Origin of the sequence: Oscillatoria sp. FACHB-1407 (assembly GCF_014697545.1) — a bacterium.
In the GTDB taxonomy this organism is placed as follows: domain Bacteria; phylum Cyanobacteriota; class Cyanobacteriia; order Elainellales; family Elainellaceae; genus FACHB-1407.
Window position 1 is genome coordinate 274,036 of record NZ_JACJSA010000009.1, and the last position, 26,629, is coordinate 300,664.

The window sequence follows — 26,629 nt, forward strand, 5'->3', positions numbered from 1 at the left end:
GTGTGGTGAGGCTTTAGCTCGTTGTATGGTCATCCTTGAACCTTTGTACATCCTTTTCTGCCATGCCTTGCTCTGTCACGCGAAATCGAATCGGTCCTTTTGCCGTTAAGGGATCGACCACGCGCCCTTTTTGCAAAGCGGCGATCGCCCCTTCTGTCACCAGTTCAGCCCCGACCTGACGCACTGTCTCCATCAGCAGTCGCCAGTCATCGCCCCCCAAGTCTCTGGCAACTTCTGAAGGGCAAATTGTTTTCTCTAAGCCCCGTTGACGAACTTTAGCGAGCAAGTGTTGACGAATGGTGGTGCGATCGCAGGACATACCGCCTCTACCCTGTACTCTTCATGCGAATCCTGAAGGCAGGGCTTGTACCTGCACAGGTTGTCCCCATAGCGTCGAAAAAAGAGTTTGGGCTGACTTCGCCTCCCCGCTTGTCCAAAAGTGCTCCTGCCCTGGTTGTTGATTGTGATTTAACAGGTGTTTTGCCTTTAGAACATTGAATACCTGACGGGTTACGGCTGCACCCGTATCAATGACCATCACTTCGGGTCCTACTACCTCATGAATCAACGGACGCAAAAACGGATAGTGGGTACAGCCCAGCACCAGTGTGTCGGCTCCCGCTGCAAGAATTGGCGATGTGTATTGGTGAATGAGGGCACGAGTCATCGAGCTACCCAAATCACCTGCCTCAACCTGATGCACCAGATGTGGACAGGCCTGAGTCAGGATGGTAACTCCTGCTCCAAACTGCTCCAACAGAGATAAGAACTGCTTGCTGGTAAGTGTTGTTGCTGTTGCGATGACTCCTACAACGCCCGTTTTAGTGACAGCTACGGCAGGCTTAACCGCAGGCTCAACCGCAATGATGGGAATTGGAACGGTTGTGCGGAGATGCCTGACAGCCGCAACCGTGGCTGTATTACACGCCACTACGATCGCTTTTGCCTCCTGAGTTAGAAGAAATTGAGTTAGGGCGATCGCTCGTTGTTGCAAGTATTCTGGTGTTTTCGTGCCGTAGGGAACGTGCCCCGAATCGGCTACGTAGCACAGGTTTTCATGCGGTAGTGCTGCACGAATTGCCTGCAAAATCGACAGACCTCCTACCCCAGAATCAAAAACGCCAATGGGTGCCGCACTCATGCCAGTCGTATAATGCGTAACTTTGCAAGAACAACGATGCTAGATTACACCGATTTAGTATTCAGAGGAGTAGGTCTGAATCGTAATCTCTCAACTTAACGCCGCAGCTTTTTCAGCAATCGCTCTGCCTCACCAATCAGGTGACGCTTTTGCCGATAGTGAAATTTAGGTGCGCTTTTCAACTTGAAGATCATATTCTCTAAAGCTGTGCGAGCCGCATCCACCTCGCCGCGATTGATCTGAATCTTAGCCAGCATAATACATGCTTCAGGATGTCCCCAATGTTTCAAATCTTTCTCTAAGTGAGGCTCGACCGTATCCCAATCTTCTAACGCAAAGAGAGCTTTTCCATAGGCAAGTGACGCTTCGCCAAATTTGTAATCTGGCTCCAGGGCAAGCAGTTGTTGTAGATGATCTCTGGCGATCGCAAACTGTTGATGGTGCATGGCGATCGAGGCTAAACCCCAGAGCGCATGGGTGTTTTTAGGCTCTTTTTCAAGGGCTTGCTGATACGCTTCTGCCGCTTTATCTAGCATTTGCATTTCATTTAAGACATTGCCCAGCGTCACATACTGATGTGCTTTGCCAATATTTCGGACGGCGGCTTCTGCATTCCACAGATCTTGTCGTCGCGACCAACGCTGAAAGTAGGGTGGAATGGGAACATTCAGGTAGGGCAATCGTCGTACCAGAAAATAAAGGATTGCACCCGGAATATTGAGAAAAATCAGAACAAAGAGCCAGGTATTTCTCTCAGGGTCATTTCGAACGCAATCAAAAATCATCAACATCCAGAATCCGGTTGCAACAAACGCCAGAACCTGTATCATCTGTGGAATCCTTTTTAACTAGCTCCTGCCCCTGAAACCAAAGCAATTCTGATGGAAGCCGAAGTGCAGTATCAGGTGTTGAATTGTAAATCAACGTTCATTCTTAGAATTCCCAGTTTGAGCTAGAAAACTGGCTTAACGTTTTGTGAAGTCAAACCGGAAGGCAGACCTCTACAGCAACCAAGGGGTTAGTTAACGTGAATTCGGGATCAGGATTTCGGCAGTTAAAACCGCCGCTATCGGCGCAAAACCGACTTGCGTCGGTTCGTCAAATCCTGCCTTTTCCGGAGTCCGCGTCGGCGGACTTCGCTCTAGTAGCCGCGAATTCATTCGCCGGGTGCTTAAACCGAACTGACGTTATACCAAATCAAATGGTGTTCAAGACAGATATCGGTAGGGGCAGGTTTTGCAGATAAGTGCTTGGGTTTGCCGTTAGTAAACAGCTAAACCCGCCCCTACGAGCGTCCGCATTTGCACTGGAAACCATTTAAAGTGGCATTAGTTAGGATGGGGTTCAGCGCTTCGACGTGGGTGGCTCAGGCGAATGGTGGAACTCTCTGACCAAAGCTATAGCGATCGCCAAAACCGTTAGGACATTGAATTTTGAGTCCTGCCGAGAGAGATACGATGAATCGCGTCTGTCCTGTTGAGTGCCTCGTCTATATAATTGCGATGTCAACCGTTCGGGATCAAGAGTTCTGCTGGTTCTCCTCTCCCGTTGCCGCTTGATCTTTGAGTTGATTTTTATCGTCCTTCTTTCCCTTTAACTCCGGGGCGATGGGTAGGACGCGATCGCAAAAGAACAGAGTGCCTGCGCCTACACAAACGGGAATGGCGAGGAGATTGAGGAAGGGAACGCTAACTAGAAACAGGCAACCGAGGGCAAAGGTAGCACTGGCGGGCAGGCTGCGGCGGATAACGCCAAGCTTGTCTCGAAAGCGGAGGCGACGACGTTCGAGGGCAGGGTCGAGAAAGTCGAGACAGACAATGGTAGCCGCGATCGCAATGCCGCCAATGGTGGCGATCGCCGTTCCCAATCCAGGAAGGAAATTCAGGAACAATAGGGGTAGTCCAATTCCCAGGGTAATGACCAGCTTTTTCAGTTCATACTGAATGGCGCGTCCCACATCGCGAAAGATCCCTAAAACGTTGGACTCAGCCACGGGGAGATGCCCCGTTTGCAGTTTCTCTAATTCCTCCGACAACTTGCCATACCACGGTGCGCCCAACAACACGCCAAATTGCAGCAGCACAAACCCGGTGGCAATTAGCAACAGGACGACCAGAATGGCGTAGATCAACCAACCAAAGGCGATCGCCAACCAGTCCAGGGATTGACTGACCCAAACAGGCAGGTTTTGCAGCCACAGCAACCAGGCAGGGACGTTGAGGTTCCAGGCTGAAAAGTTGGGAATCCAGGCAGGCAGGTTAGCCGTGACCGATTCGATCGCCTCAAACCCCGCCAACAGCAAACTGGTGTAGAGGGTTAACCCAACAACCACATTCACGACGATGGGAATCAGCACATATCCCCGCAGTTGGGGAGTGGTGATTAATAGTCCGAGCGATCGCAGCGGGTAGGTAATCCCTGCAAAAATCCCCCAGACCCCTTGGGCTGGCTTTAACTCCCCTTTGGCGTTTGTCACAGCAAAACCTCTACGTTGTCAGTTTCTACAGTGGTGCGAATCCAGGTCAAGATTTCGTCATTGACGCGATCGGCAGACTCATCATAAGAGCAATGCCCCGCTCCGGCTAACTCTACCAATCTCACATTGGGGTTAAGGGCTGGCAGTTGCCTTCCCCAAGTCAGGGGAATAATCTTATCCTGGTCGCCCCACAATACTAAAACAGGCATTTTAAGACCCGGTAATAGGGTTTTTGTATCAGGGCTAAAGTCAACCCGGGTACGGGCTTTGACCAACCGTACCAGTACCTTCGCGGCTCCGCGATCGATCGCAGGCATCGTAAAACTGGAAACTAACTCCTCGGTCACGTTAGTCTTCTCGGTATAGATCTTTTGCAATACCGATCGAATAAACGACGGCTGACGAATCAAGCGAAATAATGGATTAATAATTAACGGGGAGGCAAACATCCCCTCGATCGCCCCAACAATGGGTTGCAACCACTGAGGCAATAGCTCCTGACGCGATGATGGCAGTGTAATCAGCACCAAGCCTTTCGCCATCTCTGGATGGTTGACTGCCGCGACTAACGCCACCAAGGCTCCCAAGGAGTGACCGACAAAGATGGTGGGTTTGCCGATGAACTGCTGCCAAAACTCGTAGACCTGCTCTGCCCACAAGCTGACGTTATACCCTGTGACGGCTTTCTCCGACGCTCCAAACCCCAGAAAGTCGAGGGCATACACTGTACGGGACTGACTCAAAGGAATCAGGTTCGATCGCCACTGGGTTAAAGCTGCTCCAAACCCATGCAGAAAAACCAACGGTGCGGTTTCAACGGTAGTGGGTTCGAGCGATTGCAAATGGGTATAACGAATCTGCCAACCTCGCCAAATCCAATCGCGCTGAGAGCCAAGTTGGGTGTGCCAGGGATGGAGGACTCGCTTGGGCATGGTAAAAAAGAAAAATGAAGATCGAAGATTGAATGGATGTGTGGAATGCTCGTAGGGGCGTTTTGCGAAACACCCTTACTCTCGTTCCCAGCCTCCTGGCTGGGAATGCCGGGTTAGCGGCTCTGCCGCTGCATCTGAGAGGAGGCAAGCCTCCCAATCTACGTTCCCTAGTAAAGCCTGAGGAACAAGACTGTTAGGGTTCAGGGCTTTGTGTGTACAAGTTTAGGTATGCCCCAGAAAAAGTCTTGCAACAGCCCCTAATCTTCATTTTGCAGGTTTTAAGGTTGTCTTGTGCAGTTCAAGATTGCTCAGAAGTCGGAGTTTTTAGGAAAACGTTGGCTTCTAATACGATTTAAAGAGTTTTGTAGGCAAATCAGAGTTAGGAAGGGGTTTGGCATTGCGCAACCCGTACAAGCATTTGTTGTATTGTCAATTCAAATTGGTATTACATAACCCTTTTGAAGCGCGATCGCAGGGGTTGGACGGAGCAAAAGATATCTCCATATATGCACCCATTGAAATAGGCATACATTGACAATTAACAATTAACCATTGACCATCAACTCAGCACTTTTAGGATTGTTGCCCCTATCGCCGCTCGCCCGATTTGGGCAGGATAATAAATACACATCTACCGACAGCCTGATATGAGCCTTTGCATTAATCCCCGCTGTCCACAACCCGATCATCCTGCTAACGATGGCAGTCGCTTTTGCGAAAGTTGCGGTTCTCATTTGGTGTTGCAGCAGCGATATCGCGTGTTGCGGTTGCTCAGCGATAAAAGCGGGTTTGGCAAAGTCTATGAAGCGTATGAGCGCAGTGTTCCCAAAATTCTCAAAGTGCTGAAAGAGAATCACAGCACCAATCCCAAAGCGGTTGAGTTGTTTCAACAGGAAGCGGAGGTGTTGAGCCAGCTATATCATCCCGGCATTCCTTTGATTGAGCCTAACGGCTACTTCCAGTTTCAGCCGAAGGATGGGACGGGGGTGTTGCATTGCATCATTATGGAGAAAATTGATGGACCTAATCTGCGCGAATGGATGAAGCAGCAGGGCAACAACCCCATCAGCCAACGGCAGGCAATGAATTGGCTGCAACAGATTACCGAAGTGTTGCATCTGGTGCATCTGAAGAATTACTTTCATCGGGATATCAAGCCCGATAACTTGATGTTGCGATCCAACGGACAGTTAGTGCTGGTCGATTTTGGGGCGGCACGAGAGATGACGTATACCTATCTGGCGCAACTTAGCGGCGGTTCAACGGGGGTAACGCGCATCAGTTCAGCGGGTTACACTCCACCTGAGCAGGAGTATGGACAAGCCGTGCCCCAGTCTGACTTTTATGCGTTGGGACGTACTTTTATCTATTTATTAACGGCTAAACTGCCGACGGATAGTGGGATTTATGACTCATTGAACAACGAATTTCGGTGGCGAGATCATGCACCGCAGATTTCCTCTCCGTTTGCTGACTTTATCGATCGCTTGGTATCACCCAGAGCCAGCGATCGCCCCAAAAATACGCAAGATATTCTGGATGAGTTAGCTCGGATTGCCGCTGACGTCGGGCAACCTGCACCCACCCCGATTGCTCCAACGGTGATCAAGACCTTCAATGACTCAGGGACGGTTGCTCAAGCCTCGGCTCCAAAATGGACTCAAATCGGGTCTAAGCGATGGTTGATGGGCGGAGTCGCTGCTCTGGTTGTGGTGTTGGGGGGTGTGGGTGGATGGCAGATTTATCAAAGTATGGCGGGGGGCAGTAGTGAGGCGATCGCCATTACTCAAACCCTTTCAGGTCACACGGGTGAACTCAAGTGTCTCTTATTGGGTCCAGCAGGAACCCATCTGATCAGCGGCAGTGTGGATGCCACCATTCGGATTTGGGATGCCACAACAGGACAGTTGGTGCAGACGCTAGAAGGGCACACTAGCTTCATCAACGCCTTGATCGTCAGCCCAAACGGCAAGAACTTAGTGAGTGGCAGTGCCGATGCCACCATTCGGATTTGGGACTTGCAAACAGGGGAAACGATTCGCACCCTGCAAGACTCCACCTTCATCAATACTCTGGATATCAGCCCCGATGGTAAAACTCTCGTCAGTGGGGATGCCGATAACACCATCAAGCTCTGGAATTTTGCGACGGGCGAGGAGCTACAGACGTTGCGATCGCACACCAGCCCGGTCAATTCCATTGTGTTTACCCCTGACGGCAAGAACTTGATCAGCGGCAGTGCAGACAGCACTGTAAAACTGTGGGATGTGCAGACGGGTGAGGTGATTCGCACATTTGAAGGACACGCTAGCCCGATCAACGCGGTTGAGGTGAGTCCAGATGGCAGTACGGTGGTCAGTGCTAGTGCTGATAGGACTGTAAAAGTTTGGGATCGGCAAACCGGTGAATTGATTCACACGTTGCAAGATACAAGTTACGTCAACGCTGTGGTCATTAGCCCCGATGGCACTACCCTCATCAGTAGCAATGCCGATGGCACCATCAAAGTTTGGGATCTGGCGGAGGGTAAGTTGCGGCGCACCCTGACAGGCTACAAAGACCCGATTAACTTCTTTGTCGTAGATTTTAACCGTGAGATGATGGGCACTGGTAGCCATAGTCGAGATATCAAACTATGGCAGTTTGAATTAGAAGAGTAACTCCTAGTATCTTTAAGAATTGCCAAAATAGTGTTAATAAACACTGCTGATCCTATCGATCTATTGCAGCATGACTAGAGAAGCCATAGGAGTGAGTTGGAGTGAACGCAGCAGAACAAGCACTCGGTCTTGAAGCCACCACTAAAATTGCTGCCGTGGTGAATTTATTCAAGGCGCAGTTTCCCGATGTCAAGGCTGACCTCAAACCGTGGGTCAACGATCCTGACATTCAAGACCTGGTTGATCCTGACTCGATTGATATTGGGTTTCATTTGCCAGGTTGGAGTCGCTTGTGTCAGAGCCGCAGCATTCTGGTGCAGATTCGCTTCTACACTGACCCAGTCACGGATTTACGACGGGCGATTGGGGTTGAGGCGGCAGGTTTCACTCATCTAGGCGAACAGTGGCGACTCTCTACAATTGAGAGTTGGCAATTTGTCGGCAATACTCAGCCTGTGGATGAGGTGAAGGAAAAACTTAAGCTGGTGTGTCGGCAGATCGTGGAGTTGTTTAACAGTGCGGCGAGCCAGTAGTACCCATTGGGGGGTTGGCTGTGTTTGAGAAAATCTTTTACTTTCAAGGAAAGTGGGCATCGGGAATGGGTTTATTTTCCCTGTCTGCAAACAGGTGGCGATCGCTGCCATAAAGTCGCACCCGTAAAGCAAGCTATGGCTTTGGTCAGAAAGCTTAAGGCAAAGGCAATGACTCAAACCTGGATGCTGGGAAAGCTTCCTGACTCACCTCTGCCCCATCAAATGGGGCTACGGCTATACGTTAGAGTTTGGGGTGAGGATCAGTGGCAGGATAGGAGCCCTTGAATTGCCTTTGAATCTGCCGAATGTCAGGTCAAAACCGCAGTAGAATGCGGTTTGTCTGGTTTCTCAAACGACGTCAAAACTCATGAACCCAGTTGATCTAGCCTTTACCCCCGCATTGGAGCAAGCTGCTCTCATTCGCCATGGGGAGATATCACCCTTGGAGTTGACCCAGCTTTATCTAGAGCGGATTGAGCGACTAAACCCGATTCTGGGTAGCTATTTTGTGGTGATGGCAGACCAGGCGATCGCGGATGCTAGAGCAAAAACAGAGCTACTGGCGCAACGGACAATATCTTCTGCTTCAGAGGGCTTGCCTCCCTTTTTTGGGGTGCCGATTTCTATTAAAGATTTGTCTCCCGTCTTGGGTGCGCCGTGTAGTTATGGTGTCGGCATCTTGAAAAACCGTCCCTCCACAGAAGATGCGGGCATTGTCACTAAAATTCGAGAAGCCGGATTTGTCATTCTTGGTAAGACTGCCACTTCGGAACTTGGCTCTACACCCTACACCGAGCCACGAGGCTTTCCTCCGGCTCGTAATCCCTGGAATCCAGACTACACTCCTGGAGGTTCCAGTGGTGGAGCCGCCGCCTCTGTTGCTGCGGGGTTGTCTCCTGTAGCGCATGGTTCTGACGGAGGGGGGTCGATTCGTGGTCCGGCGGCTTGTTGCGGTCTGGTGGGCATCAAACCTGCACGAGGTCGCGTTTCCCATGCGCCTTTGGGAGATAAGTTGAGTGGGTTGGCGATCGATGGTCCCTTTGCTCGAACCGTGTCAGATGCAGCAGCATTGTTGGATGTTTTAGCTGGATACGTCCCCGGTGACCCTTACTGGTTGCCAGACCCACCCCAATCATTTCTGTCAGCGACCCAACAATCGGTTAAAACGCTGCGGATTGCCTTCACGACTAATATTCCCCCCGTTGGCAAGTTCCATCCAGTCTATGAGCAGACGGTGTTAGACACGGTTGCTCTGTTGGAAGAGCTTGGACATCAGGTAGAGCCAATTGAGCTAGATTTCACCGAATTGGCGGAACCCCTGATTAAGGTTTGGCAAGCTGGAGTCGATATGGGGGTGCCGTGGATTTTCTTAGGGAAGCTAAATCGCTGGTTGTTGAGGCGATCGCGCTCTAACTCTGGTGGGGTTTACCTGAGAGCACTGATGCAGATGCAGTCCTTTGCCCGTCGCTTGGTCGTGACGTTAGACCCAATTGATGTGTTGGTGTTGCCGATTTTCATGCACCCCGTAATCCGAGTTGGGGAATGGGCACCCCTAAGAGCGGCAAAACAGTTTGAGAAGATCGTCAATTGGGTTGCGCCCTGTCCTCCATTTAACGCCACTGGACAACCCGCGATCGCCCTGCCGATGGGGTTAGACCCAAATGGGTTGCCCATTGGTATTCAATTTATTGGTCGTCCTGCCGACGAGACGACACTGATTTCCCTAGCGGCGCAGATTGAGCAAGCCAAACCCTGGATTCATCGTCGTCCTGCCCTGTGCGCTGAATGAATGCATGAGGGGGTCTACCGATTCACTCCAGGAAGAATCTTGTAAAGAAATGTGTCCTGAGGATTGTCCTGAGGACAGTCCTCAGGACATGATAGAGTAGTAACAGAAAAAGACTGAAGGGTTCAGGAAGACAACGCCTCCACTGGTGGGTTAAGCTTCTCCTGGCGAACAAAAGCCAGAGCGACTAACAGTCCATCGCCTAAAAAATTAGGTGATGCCAGTGCTAAGACCAACATCACCGCCGAAAACACTATAAAACGGACACTTCTGATCAGCCAGCATATCGCTGGCTTTTTTATTTTATCGGCTTCGATACTCTCCAGGCTACCTCTCCACCTCGATAGCCTGACCGAGTGAAGACAAAGCCCGCATCCGAAAAGGCATCGCCGTATTGACTAATTTCGGATGGCAGTAGATCCAACAAATAAGCGACTTCGGAGGTCTTTAAAATCCAGCCATTTTGGGCAGCTTCCTCTAAATGCCGGAAATACGCCAGTGGGTCAGGTGGAGGAGCCGCAGGTTGGAGTCTGGAGACGGCATCTGCAAATGCGTTAAACATCTGCATCATGTCGGAGGACGGTACAGTGGACAATCCTGAGGATGAGCCTGAGGATTGTCCTAAGGACAGTCCTGAGGACTCACCTGCCTTGCTGATGCCCCGACTGTCGAGAAACTCGGCTGTAGTCCCTCCAGATTGAATAAAGCGATGTAAGTCGTCCATCAACTCAATCTGTTGGGCATTGAGAAAAGATTTATTACCGACTTTTTCAGGTTTTATGCCAAGTGCCTCTAACCGGGTGTAGACTGCACTTCTCACCAGGGTATATCGCTCCATCAAAGCACTGACGGGCAGCCGATCGATTTCCCCCCGGGTTTCTTCATTGTCCATCCTGCTATCCTCTGGACTGTCCTCAGGATATTCCTTAACGCTTTTATACGGGATAACTGTAAACGATTACAACTCCCATGACAGATTGTTCATTGAGTTATCCTGTGGATTGTCCTCAGGATAGTCCAGAATGAATGCCTGAGATGCAGAACAGAGCCGATCAGCGGGGTTATAGCCGTAGCTACATTCAATGGGGCGGAGGCGAGTCAGGAAGCTTTCCCAGTATCCGAGTTTGAGCCATTGCTTCTGCCGTAAGCTTTCTGACCAAAGCTATAATTTCATATCCTGTGGATTGTCCTCAGGATAGTCCACAGGTGGACTACCTCAGCATTTTTGCTGATGATTGGGGGCGATCGCCCATTTAGCTCCAAAGTGTTACGAAGTTTTCCGGGTTACTTCTCTATGGAGAGAGTTTTAGACTGGGTCTGATTTGGCTTGCTCATCGACCTGATGACTCATCACCCCATGAACCCATCCACAAATAAGAGCCCGTTGGTTAACCGATTGTTTGAACATATTCCCCCTGAGGTCGCAACGACATTTACCCCGCTGCAACTAGAGGCACTGAATCAAGCCTCTTATCATCTAACCTGGAAAACTCATGCTGTCGATATTCGCTGGTCAATTCCGTCTCCGGTGCGGTTTTATCTGGTGCTTTTAGCAGGACGGGAACAGCGATCGCCCCAACGACGATTGGCTGAGCGTCGTCAACGACCCGTTTGGAAGCCTGCCAATATCGCCGTAATCACGACTGCAATCGCAGTTCTTGCACTCTCTACTGTTGGCATTCAAAAGTTTGTCTTACCGACGATCGCCGCGATGCAAAGCACTCAATCCCATCCGACGGGAATTCCCTGGTTGCAAACCAAAACGGAGTGTCAAAACACAGGGCGCGTCTGGAAGGATGGCACTTGTTGGGATCGGGAGCATGATGCTTCGTTTTAAGGGGATGAGTTAACTGGTGGGGCAGCGGGTTTCCATAGGGCGATCGCTGCCCCTACTAGCATCAAGCTCATTCCCAATCCATCCCTCAACGTAATCGCCTCACTCAGGACGATCGCCCCCACAACCACCGCCACAATCGGTGATAGAAAAGCATACATTCCGGCTCGCCCCGATCCCCAGACGCGCAACAGATGCAGATAGACGGTGAAGCCGAAGATTGTGCCAAAGATGACTAAGAATAACCAGGAATAAATTACAGGAGTGTTAATGGCGGTGCGATGAAATGCACTCGTCTCATGTAGGGCGATCGCCCATAACCCTAGCAGCGTTGCTCCAACGGTATTACAAAAAGCACTGACGACAATTGGCGAGGGTCGTGACGGAATCCGACGTGAGAGTACGGAGCCAAAGCAATAAGCAAACGTTCCTAAAACGACTGCGACGATGCCTTCTAACCGTGTTCCGTTGGAGTTGCCGCCCAAAAAGAGAAGCATTAGCCCAGGTAAACCAACCGTGCAAGCGAGTAATTGACGCGGTTGAGGATGACGTTTTTCCAGTAGAGCCTCTGCCGCAATTAAGCTAATCGGGATCAGTGAGAGATTAATCACAGCCGCTAGACCAGAGTCAATGCGAGCAATGCCCCAAAAGATGGGTCCATAGGACAGCGTGACCGTGAACAGGGCAACCAGCAGCAAGCGGGGAAGGGCAGCGGCAGGGGGCAACTGAAGCCTGCCAAAAACTCGACTGATGCTTCCTAGCAATAATCCTGCGGCTAAAAAACGAGAACTGGCAAACAGCAAGGGGGGTATGGCGATCGTGCCAATTCTCAGGGGCACCCAGGTTAACCCCCAGACAATGCAAAGGGCACTAAACAGAAGCACATCTCGTGTAGCTGGAGCGGTTGCTTCGATTGGGTCGGCAGGTTGAGTAGACATCGTATACCCGGTGAACAGCGGTTGATTCTGCTCATCCTGTCATGGGAAGGATGGGATGCCTTCCAGTAAGTGGGTGATTTTGAAGGCGTGAGACACAAGTGAGACACAAAGAATAAAGAGCGAACTATTCATCCTTCATCCTTTATCCTTTATCCTTCATCCTCCATCCTTTACCTTTCATCCTTCATTCTTGATTCTTCTTTCCTGCTCGATTAGCTTTTATTCTTTTTGGTAAAAAGATCGGTGAACATCATCAGCATTCCGCCCAGGAAGATGGCGATCGCTAAGGCACCCGGTAGTACGGTCATCCAATCAATTGTTTCCATGCAGGTAGGGGTTTAAGGTAGGTGTTCAACTGGGATCGCACATCTGTGCTTTCTCTTCTTAAGGTAACCTGAGTTTGGTTCAGGGTTTGGATGGTTGAAACCGCTATTTTTGCGCAGATTGGTCTGCGAAACCTGCTCGTACCGTTGCGGGTTGATTCAATTCGCAGATTCTAAGGGGTTTTGATTTGATAGCTTTGGTCAGAAAGCTTAAGGCAGAGGTAATGGCTCAAATATAAATTACTTCAAGAGAAAATATTAAGAAGCTCGTAGTCTAGTTTTCACAGGGCGCGATCGCAGTTATTTTTATTTCTATGTTGCTCTGTAAAATTACTGAAATTTACACAATCCTTTATCCATAACTGCGTTAGCCATGGTGAATGATGCATCTTCCAAGCCGGAGCCATTACCTCTTCATGAGTTAATGGCGAGGGTACTGATGGCTCAGGAGCCATCCTCCCAACGCAAGCGTGATTTGATTCCTGCGTTGGGCACGATGCAGTCATTGAATCAAGCTCTGATCAAACGCCCTACTCTGGATTTCGTTAATGCCATTTTGCGTGGAATTGGACAAGTTATTTTTGTCAACAATCCAGTGAGTGGCTTACTAATCTTGTTGGCGTTGTTGTTTCAGTCGCCCTGGGTCGGAGGGATGGGATTGCTGGGTGGAATTGCTTCAACCCTGACAGCCATGTGGCTCAAGTTGGATCGAGAAGCGATTCGCAATGGCATTTTCGGCTATAACGGTATTCTTGTCGGAGCGGCACTGGCGACGTTTGGGGCAATTAATGCGAGCAATTTTCTGGCATGGGCGATCGCAATTATTGTTCTCTCAGCTCTGACAACCTGGCTGCTAAAAACGTTGGGTCTGTGGATCGTGACGACTTTAAAGTGCCCTGCTTTGACGGTGCCTTTTAATCTGGTGACGATTGGTTTTTTGGCGATCGCCCCACTGCTCTTTCCCGCTCTCTTTGCACGGTCAGTGGCAAGTCCTGCGGTGACGGCACCGCTTGATCCGGTTCCACTGGCGGAGTCGCTATTGACAGGGTTTGGACAGGTTTTTTTGGTGGATGATCTGATCGCGGCTTTACTGATCTTTGTGGCGATCGCAATTTGCACTCCCTTAGGAGCATTGGTGGGCTTGCTCGGTTCTATTTTGGGTGTCTTGGCGGGCTTCATCATGGGGGTTAGCCCAACGGCTCTTTACACGGGGTTGTGGGGCTACAATGCGGTGTTAACGGCGATCGCCATTGGCGGGATCTTTTATGCACCCAATCTGCGGAGTGTATTGATTGGGTTGGCATGTGCGTTTATATCGGGGTTGGTAGGGGGTGTGTTAAGCCTGTTGTTTAGCCCGTTGGGGTTGCCCAGTTTGACGCTGGCGTTTTGTCTGGTGACGATTGTGGCGTTTACGATCTTGCGGCGATCGCTCCCGTCTCAAGTCCCGGTTGACCTCTCGGCAATTACCAGTCCTGAAGAGCATCTGCAACGCTTTCATTTGGCTAAAGACATCATTTCTAACTTTCGTCGCCAGCTTGAAATTGCTATGTTGGGGGAGCAGCGGCGGTTTTTATTTGAGTCAGCACCAGCATCGGTGCGAGGTGATCTGCGATACTTATTTGATGCGATCGACACGAACCACAGCAACACGTTATCCACTCAAGAATTGACTCACCACCTGCATCAATCGGGTCAAGTCTGGTCAGATGAAGAGCTCAATTATCTGTTTAAATCCCTGGATGTCGATGGGAGTGGGGAGATTGATTTTGAGGAATTTGGGGAAATTATTTTGCGTCAACGTCGGTTTATGAGCAACTTTCACGAATTTATCACCTACTTTTTGCCGATCGATGCCAACGGAGACAAGGCGATCGGAGTAGATGAGATGAATGTTGCGTTGAACAGTGTGGGTGAATCTTCTTTGACCTCGAATGAGATTGAGTTTTTGCGATATCGAACAGGCACTCACACGATGACCTGGAACCAATTTATTGAAGTGTTGCTGGTAACTTGAATCAACTCGACCCTAGACAAAGCAAGAACTGACGATTACAAAGGTGGTTAGTCCCCCTTTTCTCCTGATAACCCAATAGGCATGAGTATCAAAACGCCTCCGAAAAGCCTGCCATTACGAATCATCCTCATTGTTGCCTTTGTAGGGCAGATTGTTAGTGCAGTGAGCCTGGTTGGGTATTTTTCATTTCGCAATGGTCAAAAAGCGGTTCACGATCTGGCGAGCCAATTGCGGGGTGAGGTGACTGCTCGAATTGAGCGGGAGTTGCGGGGGTATTTTGAAATTCCCCATGACATCAATCGCCTCAATGCTGATGCCCTGGCACGGGGTGATCTGGATGCGATCGATGCGACTCGTGGGGAAAGCCAGCTTTATCAGCAGATGGTGATTGCACCGACGGTGGCGTTTGTCTATTGCGGCAGTTCCCAACGGGGTGAGTTTTTTGGTGTGTTGCGATCGCCCGATGATGGCTCTTTGCAACTCTCCTACGGCAACCGCTCCAATAACTTTTTGCGCTACTACTATCACCTCAATGTGGCAGGCGATCGCACCTACCTGATTCGTCAAGCTGATAAACCCTTTGACGCACGACAACGTCCCTGGTTCAAACGCGCCATTTCAGCAGAACGCGCCATTTGGACAGATGTGTATATCGCCTTTACGACGGGTCTACCAAATATTACGGCTGCACTGCCAGTCTATGACCGCACCGGGCAACGACTGCTGGGAGTCTGTGCGACTGATGTGGTGTTGCCCGAAGAGTTTCGAGATTTTTTGCGGAATTTAGAGATTGGTCAAACGGGACAAGCCTTTGTGGTCGATCGACAGGGCAACTTGATCTCAAACTCTACAGATGAGCCCCTGATGATTGGGGAGGGGCAGAGTGCAAAACTGTTGCCAGCGACTGACAGTCAAGACCCACTCGTACGAGGAACAGCGCAGTACTTAATTGATCGCTTTGGAGCCATGAACAACATTGAGCGATCGCAGCAATTGGAGTTTTATCTGGATGGCAAACGGCAGTTTTTAGAGGTGGTTCCCTTTCGCGATCAGTATGGGTTGGACTGGTTGATTGCAGTGGTGGTGCCCGAAGCCGATTTTATGGGACAAATTAACGCCAACACCCGCAATACTGTTTTTCTATGCTTAATGACCCTGGCAGTGGCGATCGGAATTAGTTTTTTCACGGCTCGTTGGATGACACGTCCCATTTTGCGTGTTTCTCAGGCATCAACCGATATTGCCAAAGGGGATCTTGACCAGACGATCAATCCCAGTGCGATCGCTGAGATCAACCAGTTGGCGAATTCCTTTAACAGTATGAGCAAACAGCTTAAGGAGTCGTTCCACTCGCTGCGACAGAGCGAATCCGCCAATCGTGCTCTGGTTGAAGCGATTCCTGATTTGCTGTTACGGGTTAGTGGTGACGGCACCTATCTTCACAATGCGATCGGTTCTGATCGCTTACGACAGTTATTTGATAATGCTCCCATTCTGGCGAATAGCGATGTCCACGACACTCTGCCTCCAGAACAGGCACAACAACGGATGGAAGCGATTCAGCGAGCGTTGGAGACAAGAGCATTGCAAGTCTACGAACAACGACTGATGGCAGATGGCAAGCCGATCGACGAAGAAGTGCGAGTGGTGGTGATGGGCGAGAATGAGGTGCTGATTATGGTGCGCGACATTACCGATCGCAAGCGGGCAGAAGAGGCATTACGAATCGCAGAAGAAAATTATCGTGGTATTTACGAAAACGCGCTTGAAGGCATCTTCCAATCGACCCCGATAGGGCGATTTCTCAGCGTTAATCCAGCCATGGCACGCACGTTTGGCTACGACTCACCCGAAGAGATGGTTGAGACTATCACCGACATTGACCAGCAAATCCATGTCGATCCAGAAACGAGTCAGACATTAAAACGACGCTTAGAACAGGATGGTCGCGTCATTGAGTTTGAATATCGCGCTTATTGCAGGACTGGGGAGATTATTTGGGTGGAGGAGAGTACGCGGGCAGTACGCGACGATCGCGGCACGCTCCTCTATTACGAGGGCATTGTGCAGAACATCACGGAACGCAAACGCCGAGAAGAAAGATTGCGTTACCAATTAGAAGCCCTCAAAGTTGAGATTGACCAGAAATATCTCGATCAAGAGGTCAACCTTATTACTGAAAGCAGCTATTTTCAGGATTTGCAGGCTGAGTTAAGGCGAATGAATCCGGGTGATACAAAAGGGTAGAAGACAAATTCTTTCAGCAGTCCCTCTAATGCTTGCAGGGGTCTGGCACGCCAAACCCCTACGGAAATCATTGTATTCAGTAGACGCGAAACGATTAATCGCAGATCTCGCCTGTTCCCTTCGGCAATCCCTGGCAGATTTGTTCCTTCGTCAGGAATTCATCCTTAATCACGGTTTCCTCAATGTTGTTAATATCAACAACCTGCGGCATGGATAGCGCAGAGGGAATTTGTGCTCCATCATTAGTTTCGGTTGTTGCATTAACGAGTGCTGTTGTATCAGTCCCTTCACTCAAAGCTGCAACAATCTCGGCAGTTGCCGATGCAATTTCGATGATGGGTTTGTAGATGGTCATGCTTTGGTCACCTGTCAGGATTGCCTGGATGTTAGATGCATTGGCATCTTGTCCAGTCACCAAAACCTTGCCGTTGAGGTTTTGTTCACGCAGTGCGGCGATCGCCCCCGTTGAGAGGATATCACTCGCCGCATAGACCACCTGGATGTTGTTGTTCTCGCGGGTGAGCACCCCTTCAATCAACGATTGAGCCTCACCCAAATCCCAGTTGGGTGTGTATTGGTCAAACACCAAATTGAGTTCTCCACTATCAAACAATGGTTGTAGTTTGTTTAATGCACCCTGACGGAATTGCAATGCGTTGTTATCCGTTTGGGAACCGTTGAGCAACACAACATTGGCTCCCGATTTCAACCCATAATTGCCTGCTCTCAGTTGATCAATGATGTATTGTCCCTGCATTTCGCCAACTCGCACGTTGTCAAACGAGACGTAGAAAGCAAGGTCGTTATCTTGAATCAGGCGATCGTAAGCGATCACAGGAACCCCACTGGCTTTGGCTGACTGAACAATTGCAGAGGCCGTTTGACTGTCTTTTGCACCGATCACTAAGATGCAAGCCCCACGAGTTAAGACAGATTCTGCCTGGTTTTGCTGCGTCTCAGCATTGTTATTAGCATTGGCGTATTGAATCTCAACGTCCGGTACAGCGTTTCTAATTTCTTGTTCTAATAAGGGGCGATCGTAGGTTTCCCAGCGAGTGGAGGTATCGGTTTCAGGTAATAGAATGCCTACATTTTTACAGCCTTGTGCAGCCGGAAATGTTTCAGCTACATTTGTGGTTTGGTTTTCGCCTGTATTTTCACCTGCGTTTGAGTCAGCATTGGGTGAATTGTTTGTGCAAGCAGCTAACACATTGGCTGCTAATAAACTACCTAAAAAGACTGAGAAAAATCGACTTGAAGATAGATGTTTTTTGAGCATAGCTTTACAGTTTTGAAAGATGAAAATGAGGATTTATAACTGAAGTGATGTGGTCAATAAAGACCTGATCCCCACTTTATCTCATGATAAGAGGCTGATAAAAAAGCGATCGCAGTTAAAAAGCTGTGCAACAATTCTCAATGATTAAAAGCGATCTCTAAGGTGGTTTCATTCCAATTGTTTGAACTCATTTCTAATGAAAAACGAGAATAATTTCTTACTCTAAAGGTATTAAAATCTTTTTTCTAGAGATTTCCAAAGATAGCCATCGATCTTCTAATGTTCTATGAATAAGCTTCTAGGCTTATGTCAGTCTCTTTCAACGTGTTAGATTGAGCACTTTCTTGATGTAAGAACTCAAGTAAATTGAAGTAAATCGATTTAAAGAGTTGAAGTGTTAGAACGTAGAATTAATTGCTATTTTTGTCATCCCTCCACTAGATGAAATCCATAAATCTTCTGGCTTGAATTAGCACACTTTTACTTAAAATAAAACTTGATGAATGTAGTGGTTGGTGATCATTGAAGGCGATCGCCTCATTTAGGAAACGGCTTGGGTACTGTAGAAAATCTGCCCCCTCTCGTTTCTAGTTAGAAATAGAAACACAAATTTGAAAGCTTTGCCTTCCTAACTTGACCCAGAAATGACAGCGATCGCCCCAATCTGAGCAATTGTGTCCCTTCAACGGCTGCCGCTTTGAGGATTTGCCTGGATTGTTGATTGACATCTTCAACACTTACAAATCAATCAGCAATGTCAAGAAATGCTTATACAGAACTAACACATCAGCAAAAGTTGCAAACTGATAAGCAATATCAACGGACATTTATGTAAAAGTAACTATTGCATAAGCAAAAGCTGCAAACGAGTTTGTAATATCAATAAATGCTTATGCAGAATTAGCTAACACATTGCAAAAGCTGCAAATGAGTTCGCGAAATACATCATCCCTCAACTACTGACGATTCACGATTAGCACTTTGTTTACATGCAGAACATGCAGCAATCCTCTAGCCCCATTACGCTTGTCATTTCAGAAGTCGTTGAACCCGATCGAATTTCAGAATACGAAACCTGGACACAAGAAATAAACCATGCGGCTCAATCCTTTGAGGGCTTTCTAGAGGTTGAGATTATTCGCCCTCGCGACCATGACTACCCAGAGTACGTGATCGTCGTGAAATTCGATAACTACACTCACTTGAGAAACTGGTTAACCTCGTCTACTTATCAACACTGCATGGACAAATCCCGCCATCTCATCTCGGCGCGATCGCAACAACAATTGCCCACTGGGCTTGAGATGTGGTTTACCTTGCCGCAAACAGCATCCCGCAAACTCCCTCAACCTGCCTTTTACAAACAGGTGATTGTTGGTGTGTTGGCGGTTTATCCGCTTATCCTTCTGGCGAACGCACTGTTGGGTCCATTTCTCAAAGGCTTGCCATTCCTGTTGGGGCTATTAATTTCAGTCACCTTTGTCTCAACGTTGTTAACCTATCCGGTGATGCCCTGGCTCACGAAGCAACTCAATTTTTGGCTGTACCCTACTGCGACGAAGCGAACGAATAGAGGCGATCGCCTCCGAAAACGATAGCAATAACGATAGCCACTATGCCGGCATTGCAAATGCCATATTTTGGATTAGCAATACTTCTTGGTTTCAACGCATATTGACTACTTTTGAGGGGTTGTGTTGCGATCGCCGCTCTTGTAACGCCTTGTCAATCAGCTTCGCCACCAACCATGAGACAGATCGTTCCTCTGCCTCTGCCCACGCTTCCAACTCTTGTTTCCATTCGGGTGGAATGTAAGCGACGACTCGATCTAGTTCTGTTTTTCCGCCCATTCTGATTGCCTACCAAGATGGTTGTATTCCTACTATCCAGGATACAAGGCACAGACTAGTCCGTGCTGTGCTAGTCCGTGCTGTGTTATGCTGTGCTAGCATGGCATAGCATAATGCGGAAATTGTGATATGACTGACCTTCATCTGTTGACGAAACATCCACAGCCACAATCCCACCAGGGAATTGTGCTACTTTCCGCCAGAGAATTAGACAAGATGCGGCAAGTTGGACAACTGGCAGCCCAATTACTTCAACATCTGGAACCTCTCGTGCAACCAGGCGTTAGCACCCAAGATCTCAATGACGAAGCAGAGCAATGGACTCAAGCCCATGGGGCAACCAGTGCTCAGTTGGGCTACACGCCCCCCGGTCATCCACCCTTTCCTCGGTCAATTTGCACCAGCGTGAATGAGGTAGTTTGTCACGGCATTCCTCACCCTAAACAAATTCTTAAAGATGGAGATATCGTCAACATTGATGTCACTCCCCTGCTTGACGGTTATCACGGTGATACTTCTAAAACTTTTCTAGTCGGTAATCCATCTGTAACTGCTCGCAAGTTGGTTCAAGTTACCGAAGAAGCGATGCTGTTGGGAATTGCTGCGATTCGACCAGGTGCAAGAATCGGCGATATTGGAGCCGCGATTCAGGAACATGCAGAGGTAAATGGGTTTTCCGTAGTGCGAGACATGGTTGGTCATGGAGTCGGGCGACAATTTCACATGGCACCTCAAATTCCTCACTATGGCAAACGAGGCACTGGTTTGAAGTTGCGCCCTGGCATGGTCTTTACAGTGGAACCGATGCTTAATGCTGGACGATACGATATTAAAGTACTGGGCGATCGCTGGACAGTCGTTACTCAAGACGGAAATTTGTCTGCTCAGTTTGAACATACAGTCGTCGTCACTGAGCGGGGTGCCGAGATCCTGACACTCCCTTAACGTGAAGCATTTAATTGGACGGAGAGGGGGGGATTCGAACCCCCGTTGAGTTGCCCCAAACTTGATTTCGAGTCAAGCGCATTCAACCGCTCTGCCACCTCTCCAGATACGGTCTTAGCCTATTCTACACCTTACCGATGTCTAGCTTGCATCGTCTCTATTCAAGGCGGCTACAAAGCCTGTTTGGGGTGACCATTGCACGGCTCCAGCCTCACTGGTTACGTAGGTTTGCACCTGATGTTGTTGCAACCATGCGGCGGTATTGGGGGCAATGGATTGAGAGGCGATCGCCACCCTCGGCAGAATTTGCGCTAACACCGACGGACTCATTTCACTGCCGCTCCACCACAACACATCCGCCTGCGGTAGTTGTTGTGCTTCAATCAATTTTTGTGCAGCATCTGCACTGAGATCCTGTAACACTAACCATTGTTGCTCTGCGATATGTAGGTGTAGAACTAGCGGATTTGCCTGCACTAGCTGAATTTGCATCGCTCCGGCTGGCTCAATCTGTGTGGGCATAAGTGGAATGTAGTGTCCCTGGCGATCGCGCAGTTGCGTCAATATCTCCTGGTGAATCACTGAAGCAGCTTTGAGTTGAGCGGTTGCCCGACTTGCAGAATCAGATGCGGTTGATGATTCCAGCAATTGACCAAAATCAGGATTCTCAAAATAAGTTTGCACAGACTGTCCAGTCACAATTCGGAACCAACCCGCTGCACTGGTTGGATTGAGTGTTGGGGCGATCGCCCAATGAATTCGATTAATCCCCTGTCGCTTGAGAAACGGCAGAATTGTATAGGTTGCATCCGCTTCATCTCCTCCACTCAACAACAACACATCCTGTTTGTTTTGGACGACCAAAGCAGGGGCATCAGAGGTGGCTAAAACGGTGGCTTGTATCGTTGAAGTGTAGGCATAGCCTATGGGAATCCCAATCAAACCCATGGCAACAATGCCCGCAGCCCACCAATATCGCTGCCAACGGGGTCGCTGCCATACCAATCCGTAAAGCCCATACAGAGCGATGAGTTGAGCCCCTGAAATCGACCCAATGGCGATCGCATTTCCCGGTAATTGATTGGTAAACTCAGCCAGTTGAATAAACAAGTGGGTGGGTAAATACAATAGCCATGCTGCCCAACTTCCTGCAACAGGCACAATCAATCCAATCAATGCACTCATCGCACTCCCCAAACTAATCACCGTAATCAACGGAGCAACTAGAATGTTCAATACAATGCTGTACGGCGAAACCACACCAAACACATGCAGTTGCAACGGCAGTGTCCACAGATAAGCTGCAACTGGAACGGCTACAAAGGGGGCGATCGCAGTTGGCATCCAGTCCAACCATTGATTCAACACGGGTACTGTGACTAACAAACCAATGGTTGCTAAAAAGCTCAGTTGAAATCCTAAATCCCAAATCCAAAGCGGGTTATAGAGTAACAACAACGTAGCGGATAACAAGACCGACCCCATTGGCTTGATCTTTCGTTCTAATGTCAGTGCCACCAACGCTGCAAACCCCATCACCCCCGCCCGCAAAACTGAAGGTTCCAGCCCTGTTAGCCCCAAATAGATCAGCAACACGCCCGTACATAAACCCAGACGAGGGATGCCCGCTAACCGCCCTGTTAAGCTCAACATCACCCCAACCAGCAAGGAAACCTGTGCGCCTGATGCGGCTAGCGCATGGGCGAGCCCTACATTGGCAAACACATCTCGCACATCACTTGACACATCCACGCTGCCACGACCCATCAACATTGCACTAACCAGTGGACCTTCTGGAACTCCTAATCGTGTAACCTGCGATCGCACAATGCGTTGCCGGATCTGCCAGAGAATGGGTGGCGATCGCCGCTCACTCATTAAATCCACCCGCTTGCCCCGCAATCCTGCAAAAATCCCCTGTCGTGCCAGGTATTGCTGAAAATCAAACCCTCCTGGATTTAAGGCTCCTTGAGGTTTGTACAAAACGCCTGTGACTGCCACCTGCTGTCCTGGATATAACCCCGTTCCCTGGAGCAACGGCACAGTAACATAAAGCCGACCTGTCACCCGTTTAGGTGCCGTACTCTGCCCGTTCGCTTGAATTTCTAGAGCTTGACTTGCCTCAAACTCAAATTGAATCTTTTGACTACGTGTTAAGCGAGGAGCAGTTTCAATGCGTCCTTGAATCTCAAATGTCGATGGTTTTGGTGCTGCCACCTGACCAACAGCAACGTCACGGCTGATCGCTAACCTACTGACATCCTCAATGTCTGGCTGCGGAACGCGCACATGAAAGTACAACGTCGCACAGAACCCTACGATCCCAACAAACGTCCATACACCAGGCTTCACACCCGATCGCCACAATCGGGGCATTAAAAATGGGGCGATCGCCCCTCCAACTAACAAAGCGATCGCCCCCAATGGCAATCCGATCAACTTGCCCGGAATTGCAGTAAATACTAACCCCACAACATAGGCAAGACATATCAAGGTAAGAACAACGACAGTCACTAATGCAGCCCCGAATACTCTACGACTGCCAGTGTTCCCGTTATTCTTTCAAAAATGAATGATTAGATTGATAAACCTAACTTTAACCCCAACACCCCATGGAGAAACAGCAAACACAACGCTGCACTACCCAGATAGGCATGGAGCGATCGCACTATCCCCTTCTCTTTACCAAACCCAGTCAACGCAATCACGGCATTCATTCCTAATAAAACCAATGCCAGCGATCCCGTGAAGAAATGAGGACTTTGCAAAATTGGCTTGTGTTGCATCACCAGCGACAGCACACCTCCTGTGTAACCCAGAGCGATAAACAAAAACATCAAAGGAGCTAGCTTACGGTGATCTGCTCGACTTTTCGCACTGGCTTCACCCGTTAATACCCGTCCACGCCATCCTGCCAACCCAACAAAACTGCCCATCACCAAAACCACAATTCCCATCATTGCTGGATGCCCCCAATGCACAATCGGTTCTGGCACACCCAACGTCCGAAACCAGGCAGCGATCGGCTCCAATAACTCACTCAAACGCTCCGACATCACGTGCTCCTCCCCAAATCTTAAGAAATGTTAAACATATTCTATGCGAACTCCAAACAGAAGCAATGTCGCAAATTCAACAATCTAGAGTTAGCTGAATTAGGGGATGTCTGTTCAACAAGGGTTTGAGAGAGAAGCCTCTCCGCTGCTTGGTCTGCAATTTCAAGACCACTCAAGCGGCTTCGGCTGTACTAACTTTCAACAACGGAAATCCCATCTCCTCCCGTTGTGTGAGATAAAGCTGTGCTACCTGTCGCGCCAACGTCCGAACTCTGCCAATATACCGAGTCCGCTCCGTCACCGAAATAACTCCCCTTGCATCTAACAAATTAAACGTATGCGAACACTTTAGAACCTGGTCATAAGCGGGTAAAACTAACTTCGATTCCATTAACCGTTTTGCTTCCTGCTCATACAAATTAAACAGCGTAAACAAAACCTCTGAATCAGATGCCTCAAAGTTATATCGAGAATTCTCAATCTCGCCTTGCAGATGCACATCCCCGTAGGTCAACTCGTCATTCCAACGAATCTCAAAAATTGAGTTAACCCCCTGCAAATACATCGTCAATCGCTCTAACCCATAGGTGATCTCGATTGATACTGGACGGCAATCTAATCCGCCGCACTGCTGGAAGTAGGTGAACTGAGTCACCTCCATTCCATCTAGCCATACTTCCCAACCAACACCCCAGGCACCAACCGCCGCATCCTCCCAGTTATCCTCCACAAACCGAATATCATGCTCCTCCGGTTTAATTCCCAAAGCCTTTAGCGAATCCAAATAAATATCCTGAATATTGTCTGGTGAAGGTTTAATGAGGACTTGGTACTGATAATAATGCTGCACCCGATTCGGATTTTCGCCATACCGACCATCCCCCGGACGACGGCATGGCTCAACATAAGCTACAGACCAGGGCTCTGGTCCAATTGCTCGCAAAAATGTATGTGGGCTTTTTGTTCCTGCCCCCTTCTCAGTGTCATAGGGCTGCACAATCAAACAACCGCGATCGCCCCAAAATTGGTGCAACGTTGCAATGACCTGCTGAAAATTCACAACCAACGTCCTCTGCATCACAGAACCACCCATCGATTCTCCCTCAAATTCCCAGTCGTTAACCTCAGAACAGGAATTTATTTTGGATATCAGACTCAAAATCGGGTAATTCCTGAAACAGAATCAGAGATCTGCTCCCTCTAAAAAGCCTGAAAGCCTTGTCAGAGAAGCTCTTTAGTGAATTTCAGAAAATTTTTCAGAAAGTGGTTGACAGCTTCGGGAAAACTTCGTTATATTGGTCAAGCGTCGGAAGTGAGCCAAGCGAAAGCGAGGGAGCCGAGGACGCCCGAACCTAGACAAGATAATAGTTTGAAAGCCAGAATAGCACTAATAATCCGTCAAATCAATTACCTGAGGGTAGTAATACCTAAAGGAACGAGATAAATTTCCGGAACTAGTGAAATAAGTTCTGGAGCCAAAGGACTCAACATGAAAGGTTGTTGAACTTATAAGTTTGATAACTGAATCAAAATGGAGAGTTTGATCCTGGCTCAGGATGAACGCTGGCGGTCTGCTTAACACATGCAAGTCGAACGGGGGACTTCGGTCCCTAGTGGCGGACGGGTGAGTAACGCGTGAGAATCTGCCTTCAGGATGGGGACAACGACTGGAAACGGTCGCTAATACCCGATGTGCCGAGAGGTGAAACATTTATGGCCTGAAGATGAGCTCGCGTCAGATTAGCTAGTTGGTGGGGTAAGAGCCCACCAAGGCGACGATCTGTAGCTGGTCTGAGAGGATGACCAGTCACACTGGAACTGAGACACGGTCCAGACTCCTACGGGAGGCAGCAGTGGGGAATTTTCCGCAATGGGCGCAAGCCTGACGGAGCAAGACCGCGTGCGGGATGAAGGTCTGTGGATTGTAAACCGCTTTTGATAGGGAAGAATGATGACGGTACCTATCGAATCAGCCTCGGCTAACTCCGTGCCAGCAGCCGCGGTAATACGGAGGAGGCAAGCGTTATCCGGAATTATTGGGCGTAAAGCGTCCGCAGGTGGTTAGTCAAGTCTGCTGTCAAAGCGCGAGGCTCAACTTCGTAAAGGCAGTGGAAACTGACTGACTAGAGTTTGGTAGGGGTAGAGGGAATTCCCAGTGTAGCGGTGAAATGCGTAGATATTGGGAAGAACACCGGTGGCGAAAGCGCTCTACTGGACCTGAACTGACACTGAGGGACGAAAGCTAGGGGAGCGAAAGGGATTAGATACCCCTGTAGTCCTAGCTGTAAACGATGGATACTAGGTGTTGCCCGTATCGACCCGGGCAGTGCCGTAGCTAACGCGTTAAGTATCCCGCCTGGGGAGTACGCTCGCAAGAGTGAAACTCAAAGGAATTGACGGGGGCCCGCACAAGCGGTGGAGTATGTGGTTTAATTCGATGCAACGCGAAGAACCTTACCAGGGCTTGACATGTCGCGAACCCTCTTGAAAGGGAGGGGTGCCTTCGGGAGCGCGAACACAGGTGGTGCATGGCTGTCGTCAGCTCGTGTCGTGAGATGTTGGGTTAAGTCCCGCAACGAGCGCAACCCTCGTTTCTAGTTGCCAGCATTAAGTTG

Annotated in this window: 22 protein-coding genes, 1 tRNA gene and 1 rRNA gene; 10 read left to right on the plus strand and 14 right to left on the minus strand. The window is 49.2% G+C overall.

Annotation, left to right across the window (positions count from 1 at the left end; all coding sequences use genetic code 11):
* Positions 1-13: 13 nt before the first annotated feature.
* From H6G89_RS17060 to H6G89_RS17085, 6 genes are all read right to left on the minus strand, one after another.
* Positions 14-319 carry a DUF3253 domain-containing protein gene (locus H6G89_RS17060; protein ID WP_190508464.1) on the minus strand — a complete coding sequence of 102 codons (306 nt, stop codon included), beginning with the start codon at positions 317-319 and terminating at the stop codon, positions 14-16.
* A 21-nt stretch (positions 320-340) separates the two neighbouring features.
* Complete coding sequence (murI, locus tag H6G89_RS17065) at positions 341-1,141, minus strand: glutamate racemase (protein ID WP_190508465.1); 801 nt, start codon at positions 1,139-1,141, stop codon at positions 341-343.
* Positions 1,142-1,236: 95 nt separating this feature from the next.
* Positions 1,237-1,971 carry a tetratricopeptide repeat protein gene (locus tag H6G89_RS17070; RefSeq protein ID WP_190508466.1) on the minus strand — a complete coding sequence of 245 codons (735 nt, stop codon included), beginning with the start codon at positions 1,969-1,971 and terminating at the stop codon, positions 1,237-1,239.
* A gap of 192 nt (positions 1,972-2,163) precedes the next feature.
* The gene (locus tag H6G89_RS17075) at positions 2,164-2,301 is read right to left on the minus strand and encodes a hypothetical protein (protein WP_190508467.1); all 138 of its coding nucleotides are present in this window, start codon (positions 2,299-2,301) and stop codon (positions 2,164-2,166) included.
* A 359-nt stretch (positions 2,302-2,660) separates the two neighbouring features.
* Positions 2,661-3,617: an EI24 domain-containing protein gene (locus tag H6G89_RS17080; protein WP_190508468.1), complete on the minus strand. Its 957-nt coding sequence runs from the start codon at positions 3,615-3,617 to the stop codon at positions 2,661-2,663.
* Positions 3,614-4,549 carry an alpha/beta fold hydrolase gene (locus H6G89_RS17085; RefSeq protein ID WP_190508469.1) on the minus strand — a complete coding sequence of 312 codons (936 nt, stop codon included), beginning with the start codon at positions 4,547-4,549 and terminating at the stop codon, positions 3,614-3,616. The genes H6G89_RS17080 and H6G89_RS17085 overlap by 4 nt, the downstream gene beginning before the upstream one ends.
* Positions 4,550-5,196: 647 nt before the next feature.
* Between H6G89_RS17085 and H6G89_RS17090 the strand changes: the two genes are divergently transcribed.
* The 4 genes from H6G89_RS17090 to H6G89_RS17105 all read left to right on the plus strand — a co-directional run bounded on the left by H6G89_RS17090 (position 5,197) and on the right by H6G89_RS17105 (position 9,531).
* Complete coding sequence (locus tag H6G89_RS17090) at positions 5,197-7,209, plus strand: WD40 repeat domain-containing serine/threonine-protein kinase (protein WP_190508471.1); 2,013 nt, start codon at positions 5,197-5,199, stop codon at positions 7,207-7,209.
* A 101-nt stretch (positions 7,210-7,310) separates the two neighbouring features.
* Positions 7,311-7,742 (plus strand): hypothetical protein, encoded by a 432-nt coding sequence (locus H6G89_RS17095; RefSeq protein ID WP_190508473.1) that lies wholly within the window; start codon positions 7,311-7,313, stop codon positions 7,740-7,742.
* Positions 7,743-7,766: 24 nt separating this feature from the next.
* Positions 7,767-8,027, plus strand: a complete 261-nt coding sequence (locus tag H6G89_RS17100; RefSeq protein ID WP_190508474.1) for a hypothetical protein — start codon at positions 7,767-7,769, stop codon at positions 8,025-8,027.
* An 82-nt stretch (positions 8,028-8,109) separates the two neighbouring features.
* Positions 8,110-9,531 carry an amidase gene (locus H6G89_RS17105; protein ID WP_190508476.1) on the plus strand — a complete coding sequence of 474 codons (1,422 nt, stop codon included), beginning with the start codon at positions 8,110-8,112 and terminating at the stop codon, positions 9,529-9,531.
* A gap of 295 nt (positions 9,532-9,826) precedes the next feature.
* Here the strand turns inward: H6G89_RS17105 and H6G89_RS17110 are convergent, their stop codons facing one another.
* Positions 9,827-10,420, minus strand: coding sequence for a hypothetical protein (locus H6G89_RS17110; protein ID WP_190508478.1), 594 nt, complete (start codon positions 10,418-10,420; stop codon positions 9,827-9,829).
* Between the two features lie 465 nt (positions 10,421-10,885).
* On the opposite strand from H6G89_RS17110, the gene H6G89_RS17115 reads away from it, so the two are divergent.
* Positions 10,886-11,365 carry a hypothetical protein gene (locus H6G89_RS17115; protein WP_242059984.1) on the plus strand — a complete coding sequence of 160 codons (480 nt, stop codon included), beginning with the start codon at positions 10,886-10,888 and terminating at the stop codon, positions 11,363-11,365.
* Here the strand turns inward: H6G89_RS17115 and H6G89_RS17120 are convergent.
* On the minus strand, positions 11,362-12,300 hold the full coding sequence (locus H6G89_RS17120; RefSeq protein WP_190508480.1) for a DMT family transporter: 939 nt from the start codon (positions 12,298-12,300) through the stop codon (positions 11,362-11,364). The two genes, H6G89_RS17115 and H6G89_RS17120, sit on opposite strands and share 4 nt — an antisense overlap.
* Before the next feature lie 696 nt (positions 12,301-12,996).
* Here H6G89_RS17120 and H6G89_RS17125 point away from each other — a divergent pair.
* Positions 12,997-14,637, plus strand: coding sequence for an urea transporter (locus H6G89_RS17125; RefSeq protein WP_190508482.1), 1,641 nt, complete (start codon positions 12,997-12,999; stop codon positions 14,635-14,637).
* Between the two features lie 81 nt (positions 14,638-14,718).
* Entirely contained in the window at positions 14,719-16,884 is a 2,166-nt protein-coding gene (locus tag H6G89_RS17130) for a PAS domain S-box protein (RefSeq protein WP_190508483.1), read from the plus strand.
* Positions 16,885-16,978: 94 nt separating this feature from the next.
* On the opposite strand, the gene H6G89_RS17135 is transcribed toward H6G89_RS17130, so the two are convergent.
* Positions 16,979-18,163 (minus strand): sugar ABC transporter substrate-binding protein, encoded by a 1,185-nt coding sequence (locus H6G89_RS17135; RefSeq protein ID WP_190508485.1) that lies wholly within the window; start codon positions 18,161-18,163, stop codon positions 16,979-16,981.
* Positions 18,164-19,161: 998 nt separating this feature from the next.
* Here H6G89_RS17135 and H6G89_RS17140 point away from each other — a divergent pair.
* Complete coding sequence (locus H6G89_RS17140) at positions 19,162-19,761, plus strand: antibiotic biosynthesis monooxygenase (RefSeq protein WP_199336764.1); 600 nt, start codon at positions 19,162-19,164, stop codon at positions 19,759-19,761.
* A 66-nt stretch (positions 19,762-19,827) separates the two neighbouring features.
* Here the strand turns inward: H6G89_RS17140 and H6G89_RS17145 are convergent, their stop codons facing one another.
* On the minus strand, positions 19,828-20,013 hold the full coding sequence (locus H6G89_RS17145) for a ribbon-helix-helix domain-containing protein (RefSeq protein ID WP_190508490.1): 186 nt from the start codon (positions 20,011-20,013) through the stop codon (positions 19,828-19,830).
* 129 nt (positions 20,014-20,142) lie between these two features.
* Between H6G89_RS17145 and map the strand changes: the two genes are divergently transcribed.
* Positions 20,143-20,958: a type I methionyl aminopeptidase gene (map, locus tag H6G89_RS17150; RefSeq protein WP_190508492.1), complete on the plus strand. Its 816-nt coding sequence runs from the start codon at positions 20,143-20,145 to the stop codon at positions 20,956-20,958.
* A gap of 19 nt (positions 20,959-20,977) precedes the next feature.
* On the opposite strand, the gene H6G89_RS17155 is transcribed toward map, so the two are convergent.
* From H6G89_RS17155 to glyQ, 4 genes are all read right to left on the minus strand, one after another.
* Positions 20,978-21,062 (minus strand) — tRNA-Ser (locus tag H6G89_RS17155).
* A gap of 37 nt (positions 21,063-21,099) precedes the next feature.
* Positions 21,100-23,472 carry a ComEC/Rec2 family competence protein gene (locus H6G89_RS17160; RefSeq protein ID WP_190508494.1) on the minus strand — a complete coding sequence of 791 codons (2,373 nt, stop codon included), beginning with the start codon at positions 23,470-23,472 and terminating at the stop codon, positions 21,100-21,102.
* Positions 23,473-23,534: 62 nt separating this feature from the next.
* Positions 23,535-24,014: a DUF4079 domain-containing protein gene (locus H6G89_RS17165; protein WP_190508496.1), complete on the minus strand. Its 480-nt coding sequence runs from the start codon at positions 24,012-24,014 to the stop codon at positions 23,535-23,537.
* Between the two features lie 172 nt (positions 24,015-24,186).
* The gene (glyQ, locus tag H6G89_RS17170; RefSeq protein ID WP_190508532.1) at positions 24,187-25,074 is read right to left on the minus strand and encodes a glycine--tRNA ligase subunit alpha; all 888 of its coding nucleotides are present in this window, start codon (positions 25,072-25,074) and stop codon (positions 24,187-24,189) included.
* A gap of 468 nt (positions 25,075-25,542) precedes the next feature.
* Here glyQ and H6G89_RS17175 point away from each other — a divergent pair.
* Positions 25,543-26,629 (plus strand): 16S ribosomal RNA (locus tag H6G89_RS17175); the annotation flags it as partial.

Excerpts from the sequence above, each read along its gene's own strand:
- H6G89_RS17130 (WP_190508483.1), top strand. The coding sequence starts at position 14,719 with ATGAGTATCAAAACGCCTCCGAAAAGCCTGCCATTACGAATCATCCTC.
- H6G89_RS17060 (WP_190508464.1), bottom strand. The coding sequence starts at position 319 with ATGTCCTGCGATCGCACCACCATTCGTCAACACTTGCTCGCTAAAGTT.
- H6G89_RS17070 (WP_190508466.1), bottom strand. The coding sequence starts at position 1,971 with ATGATACAGGTTCTGGCGTTTGTTGCAACCGGATTCTGGATGTTGATG.
- H6G89_RS17075 (WP_190508467.1), bottom strand. The coding sequence starts at position 2,301 with ATGAATTCGCGGCTACTAGAGCGAAGTCCGCCGACGCGGACTCCGGAA.
- H6G89_RS17115 (WP_242059984.1), top strand. The coding sequence starts at position 10,886 with ATGAACCCATCCACAAATAAGAGCCCGTTGGTTAACCGATTGTTTGAA.
- H6G89_RS17090 (WP_190508471.1), top strand. The coding sequence starts at position 5,197 with ATGAGCCTTTGCATTAATCCCCGCTGTCCACAACCCGATCATCCTGCT.
- H6G89_RS17140 (WP_199336764.1), top strand. The coding sequence starts at position 19,162 with ATGCAGCAATCCTCTAGCCCCATTACGCTTGTCATTTCAGAAGTCGTT.
- map (WP_190508492.1), top strand. The coding sequence starts at position 20,143 with ATGACTGACCTTCATCTGTTGACGAAACATCCACAGCCACAATCCCAC.
- H6G89_RS17125 (WP_190508482.1), top strand. The coding sequence starts at position 12,997 with ATGGTGAATGATGCATCTTCCAAGCCGGAGCCATTACCTCTTCATGAG.
- H6G89_RS17085 (WP_190508469.1), bottom strand. The coding sequence starts at position 4,549 with ATGCCCAAGCGAGTCCTCCATCCCTGGCACACCCAACTTGGCTCTCAG.
- H6G89_RS17165 (WP_190508496.1), bottom strand. The coding sequence starts at position 24,014 with ATGTCGGAGCGTTTGAGTGAGTTATTGGAGCCGATCGCTGCCTGGTTT.
- murI (WP_190508465.1), bottom strand. The coding sequence starts at position 1,141 with ATGAGTGCGGCACCCATTGGCGTTTTTGATTCTGGGGTAGGAGGTCTG.
- H6G89_RS17120 (WP_190508480.1), bottom strand. The coding sequence starts at position 12,300 with ATGTCTACTCAACCTGCCGACCCAATCGAAGCAACCGCTCCAGCTACA.
- H6G89_RS17145 (WP_190508490.1), bottom strand. The coding sequence starts at position 20,013 with ATGGGCGGAAAAACAGAACTAGATCGAGTCGTCGCTTACATTCCACCC.
- H6G89_RS17105 (WP_190508476.1), top strand. The coding sequence starts at position 8,110 with ATGAACCCAGTTGATCTAGCCTTTACCCCCGCATTGGAGCAAGCTGCT.
- H6G89_RS17110 (WP_190508478.1), bottom strand. The coding sequence starts at position 10,420 with ATGGACAATGAAGAAACCCGGGGGGAAATCGATCGGCTGCCCGTCAGT.
- H6G89_RS17135 (WP_190508485.1), bottom strand. The coding sequence starts at position 18,163 with ATGCTCAAAAAACATCTATCTTCAAGTCGATTTTTCTCAGTCTTTTTA.